This is a genomic window from Erwinia sp. S38 (genome assembly GCF_016624545.1).
Lineage (GTDB): Bacteria > Pseudomonadota > Gammaproteobacteria > Enterobacterales > Enterobacteriaceae > Erwinia > Erwinia coffeiphila.
Genome location: NZ_JACVTS010000026.1, coordinates 1 through 18,712, shown reverse-complemented (window position 1 = coordinate 18,712; position 18,712 = coordinate 1). Strand labels below are relative to the sequence as shown.

Annotated in this window: 16 protein-coding genes and 1 tRNA gene; 6 read left to right on the top strand and 11 right to left on the bottom strand. The window is 54.2% G+C overall.

Annotated elements, in window-relative coordinates; all coding sequences use genetic code 11:
* Positions 1–271: 271 nt before the first annotated feature.
* Positions 272–601: a thioredoxin TrxA gene (trxA, locus tag IBT46_RS22865; RefSeq protein ID WP_105595130.1), complete on the bottom strand. Its 330-nt coding sequence runs from the start codon at positions 599–601 to the stop codon at positions 272–274.
* Between the two features lie 130 nt (positions 602–731).
* Between trxA and rhlB the strand changes: the two genes are divergently transcribed.
* Complete coding sequence (rhlB, locus tag IBT46_RS22860) at positions 732–2,024, top strand: ATP-dependent RNA helicase RhlB (RefSeq protein ID WP_105595129.1); 1,293 nt, start codon at positions 732–734, stop codon at positions 2,022–2,024.
* Positions 2,025–2,031: 7 nt separating this feature from the next.
* The gene (gene gppA, locus IBT46_RS22855) at positions 2,032–3,516 is read left to right on the top strand and encodes a guanosine-5'-triphosphate,3'-diphosphate diphosphatase (RefSeq protein ID WP_200547573.1); all 1,485 of its coding nucleotides are present in this window, start codon (positions 2,032–2,034) and stop codon (positions 3,514–3,516) included.
* Positions 3,517–3,524: 8 nt separating this feature from the next.
* Here gppA and rep read toward each other — a convergent pair whose 3' ends face one another.
* A complete protein-coding gene (rep, locus tag IBT46_RS22850; RefSeq protein ID WP_200547527.1) occupies positions 3,525–5,543 on the bottom strand; it encodes a DNA helicase Rep in 2,019 nt (672 codons plus the stop codon).
* 285 nt (positions 5,544–5,828) lie between these two features.
* On the opposite strand from rep, the gene ppiC reads away from it, so the two are divergent.
* Positions 5,829–6,110 (top strand): peptidylprolyl isomerase PpiC, encoded by a 282-nt coding sequence (gene ppiC / locus IBT46_RS22845; protein WP_105595124.1) that lies wholly within the window; start codon positions 5,829–5,831, stop codon positions 6,108–6,110.
* Positions 6,111–6,170: 60 nt separating this feature from the next.
* On the opposite strand, the gene ilvC is transcribed toward ppiC, so the two are convergent.
* A complete protein-coding gene (gene ilvC, locus IBT46_RS22840) occupies positions 6,171–7,649 on the bottom strand; it encodes a ketol-acid reductoisomerase (RefSeq protein ID WP_200547526.1) in 1,479 nt (492 codons plus the stop codon).
* A gap of 161 nt (positions 7,650–7,810) precedes the next feature.
* Between ilvC and ilvY the strand changes: the two genes are divergently transcribed.
* Positions 7,811–8,692 (top strand): HTH-type transcriptional activator IlvY, encoded by an 882-nt coding sequence (ilvY, locus tag IBT46_RS22835; protein WP_105595122.1) that lies wholly within the window; start codon positions 7,811–7,813, stop codon positions 8,690–8,692.
* Here ilvY and ilvA read toward each other — a convergent pair.
* The 6 genes from ilvA to ilvL form a co-directional block, all read right to left on the bottom strand.
* Positions 8,689–10,233 (bottom strand): threonine ammonia-lyase, biosynthetic, encoded by a 1,545-nt coding sequence (ilvA, locus tag IBT46_RS22830; protein WP_200547525.1) that lies wholly within the window; start codon positions 10,231–10,233, stop codon positions 8,689–8,691. The two genes, ilvY and ilvA, sit on opposite strands and share 4 nt — an antisense overlap.
* A 4-nt stretch (positions 10,234–10,237) precedes the next feature.
* Positions 10,238–12,088, bottom strand: a complete 1,851-nt coding sequence (gene ilvD / locus IBT46_RS22825) for a dihydroxy-acid dehydratase (RefSeq protein ID WP_200547524.1) — start codon at positions 12,086–12,088, stop codon at positions 10,238–10,240.
* 65 nt (positions 12,089–12,153) lie between these two features.
* Positions 12,154–13,080, bottom strand: coding sequence for a branched-chain amino acid transaminase (locus IBT46_RS22820; RefSeq protein WP_105595119.1), 927 nt, complete (start codon positions 13,078–13,080; stop codon positions 12,154–12,156).
* 18 nt (positions 13,081–13,098) lie between these two features.
* Positions 13,099–13,356 carry an acetolactate synthase 2 small subunit gene (gene ilvM, locus IBT46_RS22815; RefSeq protein ID WP_200547523.1) on the bottom strand — a complete coding sequence of 86 codons (258 nt, stop codon included), beginning with the start codon at positions 13,354–13,356 and terminating at the stop codon, positions 13,099–13,101.
* Positions 13,353–14,999, bottom strand: coding sequence for an acetolactate synthase 2 catalytic subunit (gene ilvG / locus IBT46_RS22810; RefSeq protein WP_200547522.1), 1,647 nt, complete (start codon positions 14,997–14,999; stop codon positions 13,353–13,355). The genes ilvM and ilvG overlap by 4 nt, the downstream gene beginning before the upstream one ends.
* Before the next feature lie 139 nt (positions 15,000–15,138).
* Positions 15,139–15,237 (bottom strand): ilv operon leader peptide, encoded by a 99-nt coding sequence (gene ilvL, locus IBT46_RS22805; protein ID WP_105595116.1) that lies wholly within the window; start codon positions 15,235–15,237, stop codon positions 15,139–15,141.
* 337 nt (positions 15,238–15,574) lie between these two features.
* On the opposite strand from ilvL, the gene IBT46_RS22800 reads away from it, so the two are divergent.
* A complete protein-coding gene (locus tag IBT46_RS22800) occupies positions 15,575–17,095 on the top strand; it encodes a YifB family Mg chelatase-like AAA ATPase (protein WP_200547521.1) in 1,521 nt (506 codons plus the stop codon).
* A 33-nt stretch (positions 17,096–17,128) separates the two neighbouring features.
* Here IBT46_RS22800 and IBT46_RS22795 read toward each other — a convergent pair whose 3' ends face one another.
* On the bottom strand, positions 17,129–17,467 hold the full coding sequence (locus tag IBT46_RS22795) for a DUF413 domain-containing protein (RefSeq protein ID WP_105595114.1): 339 nt from the start codon (positions 17,465–17,467) through the stop codon (positions 17,129–17,131).
* Between the two features lie 121 nt (positions 17,468–17,588).
* On the opposite strand from IBT46_RS22795, the gene hdfR reads away from it, so the two are divergent.
* The gene (gene hdfR, locus IBT46_RS22790) at positions 17,589–18,410 is read left to right on the top strand and encodes an HTH-type transcriptional regulator HdfR (RefSeq protein WP_200547520.1); all 822 of its coding nucleotides are present in this window, start codon (positions 17,589–17,591) and stop codon (positions 18,408–18,410) included.
* 168 nt (positions 18,411–18,578) lie between these two features.
* Here the strand turns inward: hdfR and IBT46_RS22785 are convergent.
* Positions 18,579–18,654: transfer RNA gene (locus IBT46_RS22785), tRNA-Trp, on the bottom strand.
* Positions 18,655–18,712: the final 58 nt, after the last annotated feature.

Sequence of the window (18,712 nt, the reverse complement as noted above, 5' to 3'; positions counted from 1 at the left end):
TTCTAAAGTCCGCTCGATGATCACGTACAGGAAAACGCAGATCCGAAACGAGGAGACGGTGTAGAAAGACGCCGGAATTCAATTGATGCTAACCGTCAGATTGTCGAATGTCTGTAAGATTTAGACGAATACAGTATTCAACAAGGGATAATTCTAAAGATTCAAACTACAGGTAAGTTCGTCGTGCAGCAGATTTAACTTAGCACGCTTAATGCAGGGCGTCTAGCGGTCTGAGAAAAATTACAAACCGCCAGGCGCCGGCAAAGCATGATTAGCCCAGGTTCGCGTTCAGGAACTCTTTAAGCTGACCTTTAGACAGTGCGCCAACTTTAGTCGCGATGACTTCGCCACCTTTAAACAGCAGCAATGTTGGGATACCGCGAATGCCGTACTTAGGCGCTGTAGCCGGATGCTCATCAATGTTGAGCTTGGCAATAGTCAGCTTGCCTTCATACTCTTCGGCAACTTCATTCAGGATTGGGGCAATCATCTTGCAAGGGCCACACCATTCTGCCCAGAAGTCTACCAGCGTTAAACCATCAGCTTTCAGGACATCAGTTTCGAAGCTATCATCGGACAGGTGAACAATTTTAGCGCTCATGTTTACTCCAGGGGGATTATCTTGATCTTGATGATGTAGCATTAAGCAGCATCAGATTAACAATTTCACTGCTTTTATTTCAACGGATATGCTTTCGTAAAGCAATACTTAGCTGATATTCTACCACACTATGAGCAAAACACACTTAACCGAAAAGAAGTTTTCCGACTTCGCCCTGCATCCTCAGGTCATTGAAGCTCTTGATAATAAAGGGTTTCATAATTGCACGCCTATTCAGGCGCTGGCATTACCTTTTACGCTCTCCGGGCGTGATGTAGCAGGTCAGGCGCAAACCGGTACGGGCAAAACGATGGCGTTTTTAACGTCAACGTTTCATCATCTTCTTTCTCACCCTGCACCGGAAGGCCGCCAGGTTAACCAACCGCGCGCGCTGATCCTGGCTCCGACGCGTGAACTGGCCGTTCAGATCCACGCGGATGCGGAACCACTGGCGCAGGTTACCGGGCTAAAACTCGGCCTTGCCTACGGTGGCGATGGTTATGATAAGCAGCTGAAAGTGCTGGAAAGCGGTGTTGATATTCTGATTGGCACCACGGGCCGTTTAATCGATTATGCGAAACAAAATCACGTTAATTTAGGTGCTATCCAGGTCGTCGTCCTTGACGAAGCCGATCGTATGTTCGATCTCGGCTTCATCAAAGATATCCGCTGGCTGTTCCGCCGCATGCCTGCCGCGAACCAGCGCCTGAATATGCTGTTCTCCGCCACGCTGTCGTTCCGTGTGCGCGAGCTGGCCTTCGAAAACATGAACAACGCCGAGTACGTTGAGGTCGAGCCAGAGCAGAAAACCGGGCACCGTATTAAGGAAGAGCTGTTCTACCCTTCCAACGAAGAAAAAATGCGTTTGCTGCAAACGCTGCTGGAAGAAGAGTGGCCTGACCGGGCGATTATTTTCGCCAATACCAAGCACCGCTGCGAAGATATTTGGGGCCATCTGGCTGCCGATGGTCATCGCGTAGGCCTGCTGACCGGTGATGTGGCTCAGAAAAAACGCCTGCGTATTCTGGACGATTTCACCAAAGGTGACGTGGATATCCTGGTTGCGACTGACGTAGCCGCCCGTGGTTTACACATTCCTGCGGTAACGCACGTGTTTAACTACGATCTGCCTGACGATCGCGAAGATTACGTTCATCGCATCGGACGTACCGGTCGCGCTGGCGCAAATGGGCACTCAATCAGCCTGGCCTGTGAAGAGTACGCGCTGAATCTGCCGGCGATTGAAGAATATATTGGTCACAGCATTCCGGTCAGCCGCTATAACAGCGATGCGCTGATGAGTGAACTGCCGCCGCCAAAACGCTTAACCCGCAACCGCACAGGCAACAACCTGCGTCGTGGGGGAAATAACAATCGCCGTGGTAGCGCACCGCGAAACCCTAACCGCAAACGCTCAGGTTAACGTCTCTATGCTCAGCGCGTCATCACTCTATGCTGCAATCGATCTGGGATCGAACAGTTTTCATATGTTGGTGGTGCGCGAGGTGGCTGGCAGTATCCAGACCATCGCTCGCATCAAGCGTAAAGTGCGTCTTGCTGCAGGTCTTGATGGCAGCAGCCAGCTTTCTGAAGAAGCGATGGAGCGCGGCTGGCAGTGTCTGCGGCTGTTTTCAGAACAGCTGCAGGATATTCCCCCGGAGCAGATCCGCGTTGTGGCCACTGCCACACTGCGTATCGCCGTCAACGCCGACAGTTTCCTGGTTAAGGCTCAGCAAATCCTCAATTGCCCGATTAATGTAATCAGTGGTGAGGAGGAAGCTCGGCTGATCTATCAGGGCGTCGCTCATACTACCGGCGGGTCCGATAAACGCCTGGTGGTGGATATTGGCGGCGGCAGTACGGAACTGGTCACCGGTAAAGGTTCGCAAACGACCTCGCTGTTCAGTCTGTCGATGGGTTGCGTCACCTGGCTGGAGCGTTATTTTACCGACCGCCATCTGGGAAAAGAAAATTTCGCCCAGGCCGAAGAGGCTGCGCGTGAAATGATCCGTCCGGTAGCAAGCATTCTGCGTGAGCAGGGCTGGCAGGTTTGTGTCGGTGCTTCCGGCACCGTGCAGGCGCTACAGGAAATTATGATGGCGCAGGGAATGGATGAACGCATTACCCTGAACAAACTGCAGCAGCTTAAACAGCGCGCCATTCAGTGCGGAAAGTTGGAAGAGCTGGAAATTGAAGGCCTGACGCTGGAGCGCGCTCTGGTGTTTCCAAGCGGGCTGTCGATACTGATTGCCATTTTCACCGAACTGAATATCAGCAGCATGACGCTGGCCGGTGGCGCACTGCGCGAGGGCCTGGTGTACGGCATGCTGCATCTTCCGGTCGATCGTGATATCCGTAAACGCACGTTGCACAATATTCAGCGCCGCTTCGCTATCGATGTTGAGCAGGCCGATCGCGTGCGCCAGCTGGCAGAAAGCTTCACCCGTCAGGTGAGCAACAGCTGGAAGCTGGACGATCTGAGCCGCGACCTGTTGGAAAGCGCCTGCCTGATCCATGAAATCGGCCTGAGCGTCGATTTCCGCCAGGCTCCGCAGCATTCCGCGTATCTGGTACGTCATCTGGACCTGCCGGGCTTTACGCCTGCGCAGAAAAAACTGCTGGCCACCCTGCTGCAAAACCAGGTCAACGGTATCGATCTGGCACTGTTAAGTCAGCAGAATGCCGTACCGCCGCGCGTGGCGGAACGCCTGTGCCGTCTGCTACGCCTGGCGATTATCTTCTCCAGCCGCCGTCGGGATAACACGCTGCCAGCCGTTCGTTTACAGGCCGATGATGATACGCTGAGCCTCACGCTACCCGCAGGCTGGCTGCAGGCGCATCCGCTTCGCGCCGAACTGCTGGAACAGGAAGTCCACTGGCAGAGCTATGTACACTGGCATCTGACCGTCGTCTGACGGTCGTATTATTTCTTCGCTTTATCCAGCATCGCTCGCAGACCGGCTACCCGACTTTGGCCGGTTTGCATCCGCTCTTCCGCACTCACCACCTTGCGTTCTCGCTCCCACTGCAGATCATCCTGCGGCAGTTCCAGTAAAAAGCGGCTGGGCTCCGGGCGAATCAGCTCACCGTACTGACGGCGTTCGCGGCACAGACTGAAAGTCAGCTCTTTTTGCGCACGGGTGATGCCGACATAGGCCAGACGACGTTCTTCCTCAACGTTGTTTTCATCAATACTGCTCTGATGGGGTAACAGTCCCTCTTCCATGCCCACCAGATACACATAAGGGAACTCAAGACCCTTTGAGGCATGCAGCGTCATCAGCTGCACCTGGTCGGCCTCTTCATCGCTCTCACCGCGCTCCATCATATCGCGCAGGGTGAAGCGCGTAACTACCTGGGTCAGCGTCATCGGTTCATCAATATCGCTGCCTTCGAGCATTTCCGTCATCCACTGGAACAGCGTATTGACGTTCTTCATGCGCATTTCAGCGGCTTTCGGGCTGGCGGAGGTTTCAAACAGCCAGCTCTCATAATCAATACCGTGGATCAGATCGCGTACGGCGGCAACCGGTTCCCGCTCCGCCAGCCTGGCGATCTCCTGCAGCCAGTGGGTGAAACGCTGGAGTGACTCCAGACCGCGGCCGGTCAGCGTCTGGCCCAGCCCCATATCAAAGCTGGCGGTAAACAGGCTCTTATTACGCTGCATCGCCCATTCACCCAGCTTTTGCAGTGTGGCCGACCCAATTTCGCGCCGCGGCGTATTAACGATGCGCATAAAGGCGCTGTCGTCATCGGCATTGGTCAGCACCCGCAGATAGGCCAGCAGATCTTTGATTTCCGGACGCGAGAAGAATGAAGTACCGCCGGAGATCCGGTAGGGAATGCGGTTCTGCATCAGCATTTTTTCAAAGACCCGCGACTGGTGGTTGCCGCGATAGAGAATGGCGTAGTCTTTATACTGCGTCTTATTAATAAAGTGATGTGCTATAAGCTCGCCCGCCACCCGCTCGGCCTCGTGCTCTTCATGGTTAGCCATCACCACCTTCAACTCCGCTCCGTAACCCAGCTCGGAGAAAAGGCGTTTTTCAAACACGTGCGGATTATTAGCGATCAGGATGTTCGCCGCTTTCAGAATACGTTCCGAAGAACGGTAGTTCTGCTCCAGCTTGATCACCTGCAACGCCGGGAAATCCTCTTTCAGCAGCACCAGGTTCTGTGGCCTCGCCCCGCGCCATGAGTAGATAGACTGGTCATCGTCCCCGACTACGGTAAAGCGCGCACGGTTGCCTACCAGCAGTTTAACCAGCTCGTACTGGCTGGTATTGGTATCCTGATATTCATCCACCAGCAGGTAGCGAATGCGTTGCTGCCAGCGCTCGCGGACTTCCTGGTTGCGCTGAAACAGCAGCGTGGGCAGCAGGATCAGATCGTCGAAATCCAACACGTTGCAGGATTTCAGGTGTTTGTCATACAGCGCGTAGCAGTGGGCAAAGAGCTTGTCGCGCTCGGACTGGGCGCCTGCGGCGGCACGAGGCGGGTCCAGCAGATCGTTCTTCCAGTTCGAGATCGTCGAGGTCAGTAGCTGGAGCAGATTTTTATCGTTCTCCAACCACTCCTCGGTCAGATCTTTCAACAGCGCCAGCTGGTCCTGATCGTCAAACAGCGAAAAGTTAGACTTCATCCCCAGCGCGGCATATTCACGTTTGATGATCTCCAGCCCGAGGGTGTGGAAGGTTGAGATCATCAGTCCGCGCGCTTCTTTGCGGCCCAGCGTCTGCGCCACGCGCTCTTTCATCTCACGCGAGGCTTTATTGGTGAAGGTCACGGCAGCAATGTGCCGGGCCTGATAGCCACATTCGCGGATCAGATGCGCAATTTTATTGGTAATCACGCGCGTTTTACCCGATCCGGCTCCAGCCAGCACCAGACAGGGTCCGGTAACAAATTCAACGGCGTGTTGCTGACCAGGATTAAGACGCATAGCTTGATTATTCCACTAATAAAACAGGCAGGAAGTATAACCAAAGAAAGCCTGCCTGTAGAGCAGTGGAGCCGTTCAAAACCGGGAAGAAAAGTGAAGGGTAGATAAATCAATTCTGTGCATACGATTGCCTGAAAACATGTCCTGAACATGATCATGAAATCATCATTCAGCCAACCGGTGCAGATAGCATCAAATGCGCCTGTCGCGCCGGGAAGAGTGAGCAGGTATAGTAAGCGCCATCCGGCCTGCGGGCCTGACTGACTAAATATTCTGGAGAGCAACATGGCGAAAATGGCAGCAGCACTGCACATTCTGGTTAAAGAAGAGAAACTGGCACTGGATCTGCTGGAACAGCTGAAACAGGGTGGTGATTTCGAAAAGCTGGCGAAGAAACACTCTACCTGCCCTTCAGGGAAAAAAGGCGGACATCTGGGTGAGTTCAAACAGGGTGCGATGGTACCGGCGTTCGATAAAGTGGTGTTCTCTTGCCCGCTGATCGAGCCGCAGGGCCCGCTGCATACGCAGTTCGGCTACCACATCATTAAGGTACTGTACCGCAAATAAAAAAATGGCACCCGAGGGTGCCATTTTTCACTCTGGCGGAGGGTTAATCCGCTGAGAATATTAGCCTGCTACTGCGATACGTTTCATATCGGTCATATAGCCACGCAGAGTGCGGCCAACAGACTCGATTGGGTGCTGACGAATCGCTTCGTTAACGTCACGCAGCTGCGCGTTATCAACGGTAGTCGAAGTGCTTGCTGCTTTACCCAGATCGCCCGCCTGCAGCGTGGTCATGAACTCTTTCAGCAGCGGAACCGCCGCGTAAGAGAACAGGTAGTTACCGTATTCTGCGGTATCAGAGATAACCACGTTCATTTCATACAGACGCTTACGTGCGATGGTGTTCGCAATCAGCGGCAGCTCGTGCAGTGATTCGTAGTAGGCAGATTCTTCGATGATGCCCGCATCCAGCATGGTTTCAAACGCCAGCTCAACGCCTGCTTTCACCATGGCAACCATCACCACGCCTTCATCGAAGTAGGTCTGCTCGGCAATTTTACCTTCGAACTGTGCTGCAGTTTCGAATGCGGTTTTACCGGTCTCTTCACGCCAGCCCAGCAGGTTTTTGTCGTCGTTAGCCCAGTCAGCCATCATGCCGGAAGAGAATTCACCGGAGATGATGTCATCCATGTGCTTCTGGAACAGCGGAGCCATGATGGTTTTCAGCTGCTCGGACAGCGCATAAGCACGCAGTTTAGCCGGGTTAGACAGGCGATCCATCATCAGCGTGATGCCGCCCTGCTTCAGCGCTTCGGTGATGGTTTCCCAGCCGAACTGAATCAGTTTTTCTGCGTAGGCAGCATCAGTACCTTCCGCCACCAGCTTGTCGAAGCACAGCAGAGAACCAGCCTGCAGCATACCGCACAGGATAGTCTGCTCGCCCATCAGGTCAGATTTCACTTCCGCAACGAAAGAAGATTCCAGCACGCCCGCACGGTGACCGCCGGTAGCCGCTGCCCAGGCTTTAGCAATCGCCATGCCTTCGCCTTTCGGATCGTTTTCCGGGTGAACCGCGATCAGCGTTGGCACACCGAAACCACGCTTGTATTCTTCACGAACTTCAGTACCCGGGCACTTAGGCGCCACCATCACTACGGTGATGTCTTTACGGATCTGCTCACCAACTTCAACGATGTTGAAACCGTGAGAGTAGCCCAGCGCAGCGCCGTCTTTCATCAGCGGCTGTACAGCCTGAACAACAGAAGAGTGCTGCTTGTCCGGAGTCAGGTTAACCACCAGGTCAGCCTGTGGGATCAGATCTTCGTAAGTGCCTACCTGGAAACCGTTCTCGGTCGCTTTACGCCATGAAGCACGTTTCTCAGCGATCGCTTCTGCACGCAGAGCGTAAGAGATATTCAGGCCAGAATCGCGCATGTTCAGGCCCTGGTTCAGACCCTGAGCACCACAGCCAACGATGACGACTTTTTTACCTTTCAGGTAGCTTGCTTCATCAGCAAATTCTTCGCGCGCCATGAAGCGGCATTTACCTAATTGCGCTAACTGGTTGCGCAGGTTCAAAGTGTTGAAATAGTTAGACATGGGCACTCCTGAAGTTGTGTTCGCGTATTATTTGTTGTCCGGGCTGTCGATTTCTCCGCCCTGAATAGACCCTATCATATGACAGGAAATCCATTGCTGAAATTGATATATTAACAACGTGACATTGCATGTTCTGCAACGTAAAAACGAGGTTCGATTCCATGGATTTGCGCGACCTGAAATTATTCCTTCATTTAGCGGAAAGCCGCCATTTCGGGCGCAGTGCGCGCGCCATGCACGTCAGCCCCTCCACGCTCTCCCGGCAGATCCAGCGGCTGGAAGAAGACCTGGGCCAGGCGCTATTCCTGCGTGATAACCGCACCGTCACCCTGACCGATGCCGGTGAACGCCTGCGGCAGTTTGCCCAACAAACGCTGTTGCAGTATCAGCAGATGCGTCACGCCATCGGGCAGAACGGCCCATCACTAAGCGGTGAGCTACGTCTGTTCTGTTCTGTTACCGCCGCCTACAGCCATCTGCCGCCGATCCTCGACCGCTTTCGCGCGGAGCATCCGCTGGTTGAAATCAAGCTGACCACCGGGGATGCCGCCGATGCGGTAGAGAAAGTGCAGTCAAATGAAGTCGATATTGCGATTGCCGGACGCCCGGAAACGCTGCCTGCCAGCATTGGCTTTATGCCGCTGGGGCTGATCCCGCTGGTGTTGATTGCGCCCGCACTGCCCTGCCCGGTACGTAACCAGGCAACTCAGGCAGAGCCGGACTGGGCACAGATCCCATTTATCCTGCCCGCGCAGGGGCCATCGCGCCGCCGTATCGACCTCTGGTTTCGCCATCGTCATATTGCGAATCCAATGATTTACGCCACGGTATCCGGGCATGAAGCGATTGTTTCGATGGTGGCGCTGGGCTGCGGTATTGCACTGCTGCCGGATGTGGTGCTGGAGAACAGCCCGGAACCGATTCGTAACCGAATTCTGGAACTGGAAGACGTGGAGATGGTTGCGCCGTTCGAACTGGGCGTTTGCGTACAAAAAAAGCGGCTCAATGAGCCGCTTATTGATGCGTTCTGGAATCTGCTTTAACCGGCAAGGAAGAAACGGAACGCCGGGTTATGGGTTTCATCGTGGAAATCATATCCCAGCGCCGCCAGGTGCTCTTCGAACTGCGGTTCGTTGTCACTCAGCTCAAACGCGGCCAGCACGCGACCGTAATCGGTACCGTGGCTGCGGTAGTGGAACAGAGAGATATTCCAGTGCGTTCCCAGCGTTTGCAGGAAGCGCAGGAGCGCCCCCGGAGCTTCCGGGAATTCGAAACTGAACAGCCTTTCACGCAGCGGCTTAGATGGACGACCGCCGACCATGTAGCGCACGTGCAGTTTCGCCATTTCGTCATCGGAGAGATCGACTACCTTGTAGCCACCCTCGGTAAGAAGCTCCAGAATCTCCTGTCGCTCTTCAAGCCCGCGGGTTAGTCGCACACCGACAAAAATGCAGGCATCATCGGCGTTGGCATAGCGATAGTTGAACTCGGTGACGGAACGTCCGCCCAGCAGCTGGCAGAAACGCAGGAAGCTGCCCTGCTGTTCCGGGATGGTTACCGCCAGCAGCGCTTCACGCTGTTCACCCAGCTCGCAGCGCTCTGAAACGTAACGCAAACCGTGGAAGTTGACGTTAGCACCGGAAAGCACATGCGCCAGGCGTTCACCTTTAATCTGGTGCTGCTGGATGTACTTTTTCATACCGGCCAGCGCCAGTGCACCGGACGGTTCCGCCACCGCACGCACATCGTCAAACAGATCCTTCATCGCCGCGCAGATAGCATCGCTGTCTACGGTCACGATGTCGTCGATGTATTCCTGACACAGGCGGAAGGTTTCGCTACCAATCCGTTTCACCGCCACGCCTTCGGCAAATAGCCCAACGCGAGGCAGATCGACCGGCTGACCGGCATCCAGCGCAGCCTTAAGGCAGGCCGAGTCGTTAGATTCAACCGCGATCACTTTAATCTGCGGCATCAGCTGCTTAATCAGCACCGCGACGCCCGCGGCCAGACCGCCGCCGCCAACCGGAACGAATACGCGATCGAGATGCGCATCCTGCTGCAGCAGTTCCATCGCCAGCGTACCCTGACCGGCGATCACCATCGGATGATCGAACGGTGGAACAAAGGTATAACCCTGCTGCTCCGCCAGCTCGATCGCCTTAGCTTTCGCTTCGTCGAAGTTGGCACCGAACAGGTAAGCCTCACCGCCAAATGCCCGCACCGCATCAACTTTGATATCCGCCGTGGCAACCGGCATCACGATCAGGGATTTAATGCCCAGCTTGGTGGCAGACAGCGCCACACCCTGAGCATGATTCCCCGCCGAGGCGGTGACAACACCACGCGCCTTCTGCTCTTCGGTCAGCCCGGCGATCATCGCGTACGCACCGCGCAGCTTGAAGCTGTGCACCGGCTGGCGATCTTCTCGCTTAACCAGAATGGTATTGCCGAGGCGCGAGGAGATTTTCTCCATTTTCTGCAGCGGCGTTACCTGTGCGACTTCATAGACCGGCGCGCGAAGTACCGCACGCAGATACTCCGCACCACAGGGCTGTGCGGGTAGCGGTTGAGACTCAGCCATATCGTTAGCCTCCCAGCTTGCTCTTATCGCGGACCGCACCTTTGTCGGCGCTGGTTGCCAGAGTGGCGTAGGCGCGCAGGGCAAAGGAAACCTGACGCTCGCGGCCGTGTGGCGTGTAAGCCGCATCACCGCGCGCCAGCTCTTTTTCACGGCGTGCATGGATTTCGTTGTCTGGCAGATCCAGATGGATGCGACGATTCGGAATATCCAGCTCGATCATGTCGCCATCTTCAATCAGCGCGATGGTTCCGCCGCTCGCCGCTTCTGGTGAGATGTGCCCCACAGAGAGTCCGGAAGAGCCTCCTGAGAAACGGCCATCGGTGATCAGCGCACAGGCTTTGCCCAGCCCCATCGATTTCAGATAGGTGGTCGGATAGAGCATTTCCTGCATGCCAGGACCGCCTTTTGGTCCTTCGTAGCGGATAACAACGCAGTCGCCCGCCACCACTTTGCCGCCGAGGATCGCGTCTACCGCATCATCCTGGCTCTCGTAGACTTTTGCCGGGCCTTTGAAGGTCAGCAGTTCTGCGTCAACGCTGGCGGTTTTAACGATACAGCCATCTTCTGAGATGTTGCCGTACAGCACAGCCAGGCCGCCATCCTGAGAGAACGCATGTTCGCGGGTACGAATACACCCTTCCTGACGGTCATCATCCAGCGTGTCCCAGCGGCAATCCTGTGAGAAAGCCTGAGTGGTACGAATACCGGCCGGACCGGCGCGGAACATCTTTTTCACCGCTTCGTCTTTGGTCAGCATGATGTCGTACTGATCCAGAGTTTCACGCATGGTCTGCTGCAGAATATTGCGCACGCTGGTGTCGATCAGCCCTGCGCGGTCCAGTTCACCCAGAATACCGATCACGCCACCCGCACGGTGCACATCCTCCATGTGATATTTCGGCGTACTTGGCGCCACTTTACACAGATGCGGGACTTTACGTGACAGGCGATCGATATCGGACATGTTGAATTCGATTTCGCCTTCCTGCGCGGCCGCCAGCAGGTGCAGAACGGTATTAGTTGAACCGCCCATGGCGATATCCAGCGTCATCGCGTTCTCGAACGCGGCTTTCGTCGCGATATTACGCGGCAGCATGTTGACGTCATCCTGCTCGTAATAGCGTTTAGTCAGGCTAACGATACGCTGGCCGGCAGTCAGGAACAGCTCTTTACGGTCAGCGTGTGTCGCCAGCAGCGAGCCGTTGCCCGGCTGGGACAGACCCAACGCTTCGGTCAGGCAGTTCATCGAGTTAGCGGTGAACATACCGGAACAGGAGCCACAGGTCGGACAGGCGGAACGCTCAATCTGGTCACTGTCTGCATCGCTGACGTTAGGGTTTGCACCCTGAATCATCGCATCGACGAGGTCCAGCTTGATGATTTTATCTGACAGCTTGGTTTTACCGGCTTCCATCGGGCCGCCGGAAACGAAGATCACCGGAATATTCAGGCGCAGCGACGCCATCAACATTCCCGGGGTGATCTTGTCACAGTTGGAGATACAAACCATGGCGTCGGCACAGTGTGCGTTGACCATGTATTCGACCGAGTCAGCGATCAGTTCACGTGACGGCAGAGAATAAAGCATGCCGCCGTGACCCATGGCGATACCATCATCAACGGCGATGGTATTAAACTCTTTCGCCACGCCGCCTGACGCTTCGATCTGCTCAGCAACCAGTTTTCCCAGATCGCGCAGGTGAACGTGACCCGGCACAAACTGCGTGAAGGAGTTTACAACCGCAATGATCGGCTTACCGAAGTCATCATCGGTCATTCCTGTGGCGCGCCACAGGGCACGGGCACCCGCCATATTGCGCCCGTGGGTGGTGGTGGCGGAACGGTACTTAGGCATGCTCTATTACTCCAGAAATCGATGATACGCGGGCGTCAAATGACGCCCGAGAAAATGTATAGTTCTTATGAGTTAACCGGATCCAGCCAACCCCATTTGTCTTCAGTTTCGCCAGTGAACAGACCAAAGAATGCAGACTGAATACGCTCGGTAACCGGGCCACGTTTGCCCGCGCCGACCTGAATACCATCAACGCTGCGTACCGGAGTAATCTCAGCGGCAGTACCGGACATGAAGACTTCATCTGCCAGATACAGTGATTCACGAGACAGTACCTGCTCACGCACTTCAATACCCAGATCCTGCGCCAGTTTAATAATGGCATCACGAGTAATACCCGGCAGTGCGGAAGAGGTGAACGGCGGAGTAAACAGAATGCCGTCTTTCACTTCAAACAGGTTCTCACCGGCACCTTCAGAGATGTAGCCCTGAGTGTCCAGTGCGATACCTTCCTGATAGCCGTGGCGACGCGCTTCGCTACCAACCAGCAGGGAAGACAGGTAGTTACCACCGGCTTTAGCGGCGGTTGGCAGGGTGTTTGGCGCTACGCGGTTCCATGAAGAAACCATCGCATCGATCCCCTGCTCCAGCGCTTCAGCACCCAGGTAAGCACCCCACGGGAACGCGGCGATGATCACATCCGTGCTGTAGCCGTCTGGCGGGTTCACGCCCAGGCCCACGTCGCCAACAAATACCAGCGGACGAATATATGCGCTTTTCAGGTTGTTCTTGCGCAGCGTTTCGCGGCACGCTTCCATCAGTTCATCAACGCTCTGGCTGACAGGGAAACGATAGATTTTTGCAGAATCACGCAGACGCTGCATGTGTTCACGATGGCGGAAGACCACTGGCCCTTTGTGCGAGTCATAGCAACGGACGCCTTCAAATACGGATGTGCCGTAGTGCAGTGCGTGGGACATAACGCTGACCTTCGCGTCTTCCCATTTAACCATCTCGCCATTGAACCAGATAAAGTCAGCTTTCTTCGTCATTCTAATTTCCTTGCCCGCTTAAGCGCGGATTTGTTGTGTTGTCTGTTGTTGAACCTGAACGCATGCAACGTCCATCAGTTTACTTAACTGCGTTGACAGTAAATCGACAGAGCGCTGGCTGGCAACGGTCAATTCAATATTAATATTGTCGGTATTCGCCTGCGAAGCCATATTCATCGTGCACACCTGAAAACCACGGTGGCGGATAACACGTAAAATACGTTCCAGAACTTCCGGACGAAAACGTGCTTCGATAGACAATTGATGCTGCATCATGAGGTTTTCTCCATCATATTTTCGTTGCTGGCACCGGGTGGTACCAGAGGCCAGACGTTCTCATGCTCGTCAATCGCGACGTGGAGCATGTATGGCCCTTCACTGTGCAGCAAAGCGTCTAATGCGGCGTCGACCTGATCTTTACGGGTGATGCGCTGGCCGGGAATATTGAAAGCGCTGGCCAGTGTGAGAAAGTCCGGGTTATCTGAGAGATTGGTTTCACTATAGCGTTCTTCGAAGAACAACTGCTGCCACTGGCGTACCATGCCTAAACGCTGGTTATCCAGCAGCACGATCTTCACCGGCAGCTGTTTGCGCTTGATGGTGCCCAGCTCCTGTACATTCATCATAAAGGAGCCATCACCGGAAACGCAGATCACGGTATCGTCGGGGCGAGCCACCTGAGCACCTACGGCAGCCGGCAGACCAAAGCCCATAGTGCCCAGTCCGCTTGAGGTGATGAAATTCTCCGGACGGGTAAAGCTCATATGCTGTGCCGCCCACATCTGGTGCTGTCCCACATCCGTAGTCACAACGCTGCTATCCGATTTGCGGTCCGACAGCTGCTTCAGGAACAGCGGAGCAAAAATCGCTTCGCCCGGATGATCGTAACGCCAGCCGTGATCGGCTTTCAGCGCTTTGATCTCTTCACGCCAGGCTGCGATCGCTACCGGATGATAAAGATCCGGCAGCAGCTTGTTCAGATCGCCCTGCAGGGCAACATGCGCGCGGCGCAGTTTGTTCAGTTCCGCCGGGTCGATATCCATATGGATAACGCTGGCATGCGGTGCGAAGGTATCCAGCTTGCCGGTCACCCGGTCGTCAAAGCGAGCACCGACGGCAATCAGCAGATCGCACTGCTGAACGGCGAGGTTCGCCGCCTTGGTGCCGTGCATGCCCAGCATGCCGAGATAACACTCATCTTCCACATCCGGCGTGCCCAGACCTTTCAGGGTAGCCACGGTTGGAATGCCGGTTTCTTTGGCGAAAGCACGCAGCGCATGGACCGCATCGGCCATTCCCACGCCACCGCCAACATACAGAATCGGCTTCTGCGACTGCGCCAGCAGCTGGCGGGCCTGCTGCAGTTCAACGTGCGGGTGGTCCTGCTCCTCTTCCAATGGCAGCAGATGGGCCGTCAGGTCGCCGCTGGCCAATTGGATATCTTTAGGAATATCCACCAGAACAGGGCCGGGACGACCCGATTTTGCAATGGCAAAGGCTTCAGCCATCACGCCCGGCAGTTCATCGAGTGATTCCACCAGGAAGCTGTGCTTGGTACAAGCCAGCGAGAGGCCCAGAACGTCGATCTCCTGGAAGGCGTCGGTGCCCATGACCGCAGAAGAGACCTGGCCGGTAATGGCAACAATAGGAACTGAATCCAGCATCGCATCAGCCAGACCCGTGATCAGATTGGTCGCGCCGGGGCCAGAAGTGGCGATACAGACGCCGACTTTTCCGGTAGCACGGGCAAAGCCGATAGCGGCCATGGCTGCACCCTGCTCGTGGCGGCACAGTAGGTGTTCGACACCGCCGTCATAGAGCGCGTCATAGACCGGCATAATTGCTCCACCAGGATAGCCGAATACTGTCTCGACTCCCTGTGCACGCAAAGCTTGAACCACCCACTGTGCACCATTCATAGTTATTCCCCCGCCTCTGGCTGGGAACAACAGCATTTTATGCTACTGTTCATCTTCTGTTCCTCACACGTTTTGTCTTGCTAAAAAAAAACCCCCGGACCTTTCGGTGCGGGGGTTCTTTCGAATTCAGGCTTGATTTTTAAGCCTTTCTTTCTCCGAGCGTAGCCCCGCACGGCGTGATAATAATCACGACGACGCTAATGACGACTAGGCTAATGACTCGTAGAAGGGCTTTCATTTGGATTCTGTAAATTCACTTGTTCGAATTAATGTCTATAGAGTTATCACAGTTACGCGTTTGCGTTCAACTTTTTTCATCATTTTATTTTATGACAGCGTACGCAAAAAAAGTAAAAAGTATTGTTATTCAGTGAATAAGAAGATGTTGATTTATTTTCAATACTCACCTGCCGTGATCGCTTTAATTCCACATAGTGGAATTCTCACGGCAGCTCGCAGCGTGGTGAAACGCACTCCATCATCACAAAATAACTGTCAGCCCATCTCACAGCGATCCCTTTTACTCATCGTCAGGATAGAAATTTGTATGCACAGTAACGCCAAAAGGAGGCTCCATGTCGTTATCTGTTGCTTACACTCGTGCTGCGATTGGCATTCAGGCCCCCCTGGTTTGCGTCGAAGTTCATCTCAGTAATGGGCTTCCCGCACTTTCCATGGTGGGGCTGCCTGAAACGGCCGTCAAAGAGGCTCGTGACCGGGTACGCAGCGCCATTATTAACTGCGGATTTTCTTTCCCGGCCAAACGCATCACCGTTAACCTCGCCCCGGCGGATTTGCCCAAAGAAGGGGGAAGATTCGATCTTCCTATCGCAGTTGCTATTCTCGCAGCCTCAGAACAGATTCCTGCGGAGAAACTCACTCAATATGAGTTCCTGGGCGAACTGGCGCTTACAGGCGCTCTAAGGGGCGTACAGGCGGTTATCCCGGCGGCGATGGCAGCTCATGATGCAGGGAGGCAGCTTATCCTCTCAGCGGATAATCTCGCGGAGGTTGGCCTGATAGAACACGGTGATAATTTGCTTGCTCGTGATTTACTGGAAGTCTGCGCCTTTCTGCATGGCGAAGCCCAGCTGGAGCGCGCATGTGTAAAGCATGATGACCTGCCAACAGCGGAGGGTGACCTGCAGGAGGTGATCGGCCAACAGCAGGCCAAGCGTGCACTAGAGATCGCTGCTGCCGGCGGGCATAATCTGTTGCTCATCGGGCCCCCCGGTACCGGTAAGACGATGCTGGCAACACGTCTGAACGGCCTTATGCCGCCGCTAAGCGATCGGGAAGCGCTGGAAAGTGCCTGCATAGCCAGCCTTGTCAGGAATGATACTGTGCATACTCACTGGCGTCAGCGGCCATTTCGCTCTCCACACCATAGCGCCTCACTGTTTGCCCTGGTTGGCGGAGGAGCAATACCAAAGCCGGGCGAGATATCGCTGGCGCATAACGGGGTGCTGTTTCTTGATGAGCTACCTGAGTTTGAACGCCGTGCGTTGGACGCTCTGCGTGAACCGCTGGAGTCCGGCGAGATCGGGATATCTCGCGCCCGTGCTAAGGTGACCTATCCGGCCAGATTCCAGCTGATCGCCGCGATGAATCCCAGTCCTACGGGTCACTACAACGGTCCCCATAATCGCTGCTCTCCACAGCAAACGCTGCGCTATTTAAGCCGATTATCCGGCCCCTTCCTTGACCGTTTTGATCTTTCACTGGAAGTACCGCTGCTACCGACAGGAACACTGAGCGCGCAAAGGAGTGGCAGTGAATCCAGTGATACCGTCAGAAAACGTGTTGTCGCTGCGCGTGAGCGTCAGCTTGCGCGTGTGGGAAAAGTGAACGCGTTGATGAGTCATCATGAGATCAAAGACTTCTGCATGTTAAAAACGGAGGATGCCGAGTGGCTGGAACAGGTGTTGAATCAACTTGGGCTCTCGGTGAGGGCCTGGCAGCGAATTTTAAAAGTGGCACGGACGATTGCCGATCTGGCGGATGATAACGAGATTGATCGGGAACATCTGACTGAAGCGGTGAGCTATCGGGGAATGGATCGATTACTGATTAATCTACAGAAAAGTCTGGGATAGCAGGCATTAAAAAGGGGCCGAAGCCCCTTAATCTTAATCGTCGCTATCCGAATAGTCTTCAACACCTTCCATCTGCGGTTTACCGCCAGAAAGGGTATGAAAACGCTTAGGACGTTTAATTCGGGTCATGTACTTAGACCAGACTCTCTCTGCTTCAGTTTGCGGCTCACGTACACCGCGGCACACTTCGATAAACAGACGCTCTTCTTCCGTTGTCGGCTCACGCTTTGCCAGATCCAGCTCGTTAAAAGCATAACCATGGCGCTCAAGAAGTTGGGCTTCTTTGATGGTGAAATCACCGTGCCGGGAGAACCCGCGGGGATAGTGTTTGTTATCAAAAAAACGACTGGTTGTTGCGAAGCTTTCCGCCATTTTACACGCTCCTAACTCTTTTAAGGCCGAGCTATTTATGGCGCGGAGTATTAGATAGGCTTGACAGAGTGTAAAACAAAACATTTAAATCATAACGACAAATGTTTTTTAGGAGATCGCTGTGGATACGGAATTACTAAAAACCTTTCTTGAAGTGAGCAGAACTCGCCACTTCGGACGAGCTGCGGAAGCACTCTATCTAACGCAGTCCGCCGTTAGTTTTCGCATTCGACAGCTTGAAAATCAGCTGGGTGTGAACCTTTTTACCCGGCACCGTAACAATATCAGGTTAACCTCAGCGGGTGAGCGTTTACTGCCATATGCTGAAAGCCTGATGAATACGTGGCAAATGGCTAAGAAAGAGGTTTCACATACTCAACAGCACCATGAGCTGTCGATAGGGGCCAGTGCTTCGCTCTGGGAAGCTTATCTAACCCCCTGGCTACAAACGTTATATCAGCAGCGCGAGAGTCTCCATCTCGAAGCACGAATCGCTCAGCGTCATCTGATGGTTAAGCAGCTGCATGAACGTCAACTCGACCTGTTGATTACCACTGAAGCTCCCAAAATGGACGAGCTGACAAGCCATCAAATTGGCCATATCTCATTGGCGCTGTTCAGATCGCGAAAATCGGAGAAAAAGGAGAAATATGATTATATTAAGCTGGAGTGGGGGGCGGATTTTCATCAACATGAAAACTATCTTGCCGGTGCCGATGACATACCTGTACTGACGACAACCTCAGCACATTTAACGCGCCAACTGTTGCATACAACAGGAGCCTGTGCATTTTTACCGGACTTCTGGGAGGCGGAGTACAGCGATCTTCTCTCAATTCAGGATACCGCAGTTGTCCTCAGACCTCTTTACGCAGTCTGGTTACAAAATAGCGATCAGCAAACACACATCCGTCAACTCATCAAATTACCGGTCAATACCTAACCAATTAATGTTGATAAAAGCGACAAAAGAGCCGTAGGACGGCTCTTTATAACTCGCACTTACAGCATAGCTTTAAGTGCAGTTGCATATCTTTGGTCATTATGAGCTTTGTTTCTTGAATTTTAGGCAAAAAAAAACCTTTGCATAAGCAAAGGTTTTTTCTTTATCTGGCAGGGGCGGAGAGACTCGAACTCCCAACACCCGGTTTTGGAGACCGGTGCTCTACCAATTGAACTACGCCCCTAAAAGGGTGGCGGAACGGACGGGGCTCGAACCCGCGACCCCCTGCGTGACAGGCAGGT

Coding starts and splice junctions, on each gene's coding strand:
- ppiC (WP_105595124.1), top strand. CDS start 5,829: ATGGCGAAAATGGCAGCAGCACTGCACATTCTGGTTAAAGAAGAGAAA.
- IBT46_RS22820 (WP_105595119.1), bottom strand. CDS start 13,080: ATGACGAAGAAAGCTGACTTTATCTGGTTCAATGGCGAGATGGTTAAA.
- ilvC (WP_200547526.1), bottom strand. CDS start 7,649: ATGTCTAACTATTTCAACACTTTGAACCTGCGCAACCAGTTAGCGCAA.
- gppA (WP_200547573.1), top strand. CDS start 2,032: ATGCTCAGCGCGTCATCACTCTATGCTGCAATCGATCTGGGATCGAAC.
- ilvL (WP_105595116.1), bottom strand. CDS start 15,237: ATGAAAGCCCTTCTACGAGTCATTAGCCTAGTCGTCATTAGCGTCGTC.
- IBT46_RS22800 (WP_200547521.1), top strand. CDS start 15,575: ATGTCGTTATCTGTTGCTTACACTCGTGCTGCGATTGGCATTCAGGCC.
- ilvY (WP_105595122.1), top strand. CDS start 7,811: ATGGATTTGCGCGACCTGAAATTATTCCTTCATTTAGCGGAAAGCCGC.
- ilvM (WP_200547523.1), bottom strand. CDS start 13,356: ATGATGCAGCATCAATTGTCTATCGAAGCACGTTTTCGTCCGGAAGTT.
- trxA (WP_105595130.1), bottom strand. CDS start 601: ATGAGCGCTAAAATTGTTCACCTGTCCGATGATAGCTTCGAAACTGAT.
- rhlB (WP_105595129.1), top strand. CDS start 732: ATGAGCAAAACACACTTAACCGAAAAGAAGTTTTCCGACTTCGCCCTG.
- IBT46_RS22795 (WP_105595114.1), bottom strand. CDS start 17,467: ATGGCGGAAAGCTTCGCAACAACCAGTCGTTTTTTTGATAACAAACAC.
- ilvD (WP_200547524.1), bottom strand. CDS start 12,088: ATGCCTAAGTACCGTTCCGCCACCACCACCCACGGGCGCAATATGGCG.
- ilvA (WP_200547525.1), bottom strand. CDS start 10,233: ATGGCTGAGTCTCAACCGCTACCCGCACAGCCCTGTGGTGCGGAGTAT.
- rep (WP_200547527.1), bottom strand. CDS start 5,543: ATGCGTCTTAATCCTGGTCAGCAACACGCCGTTGAATTTGTTACCGGA.
- ilvG (WP_200547522.1), bottom strand. CDS start 14,999: ATGAATGGTGCACAGTGGGTGGTTCAAGCTTTGCGTGCACAGGGAGTC.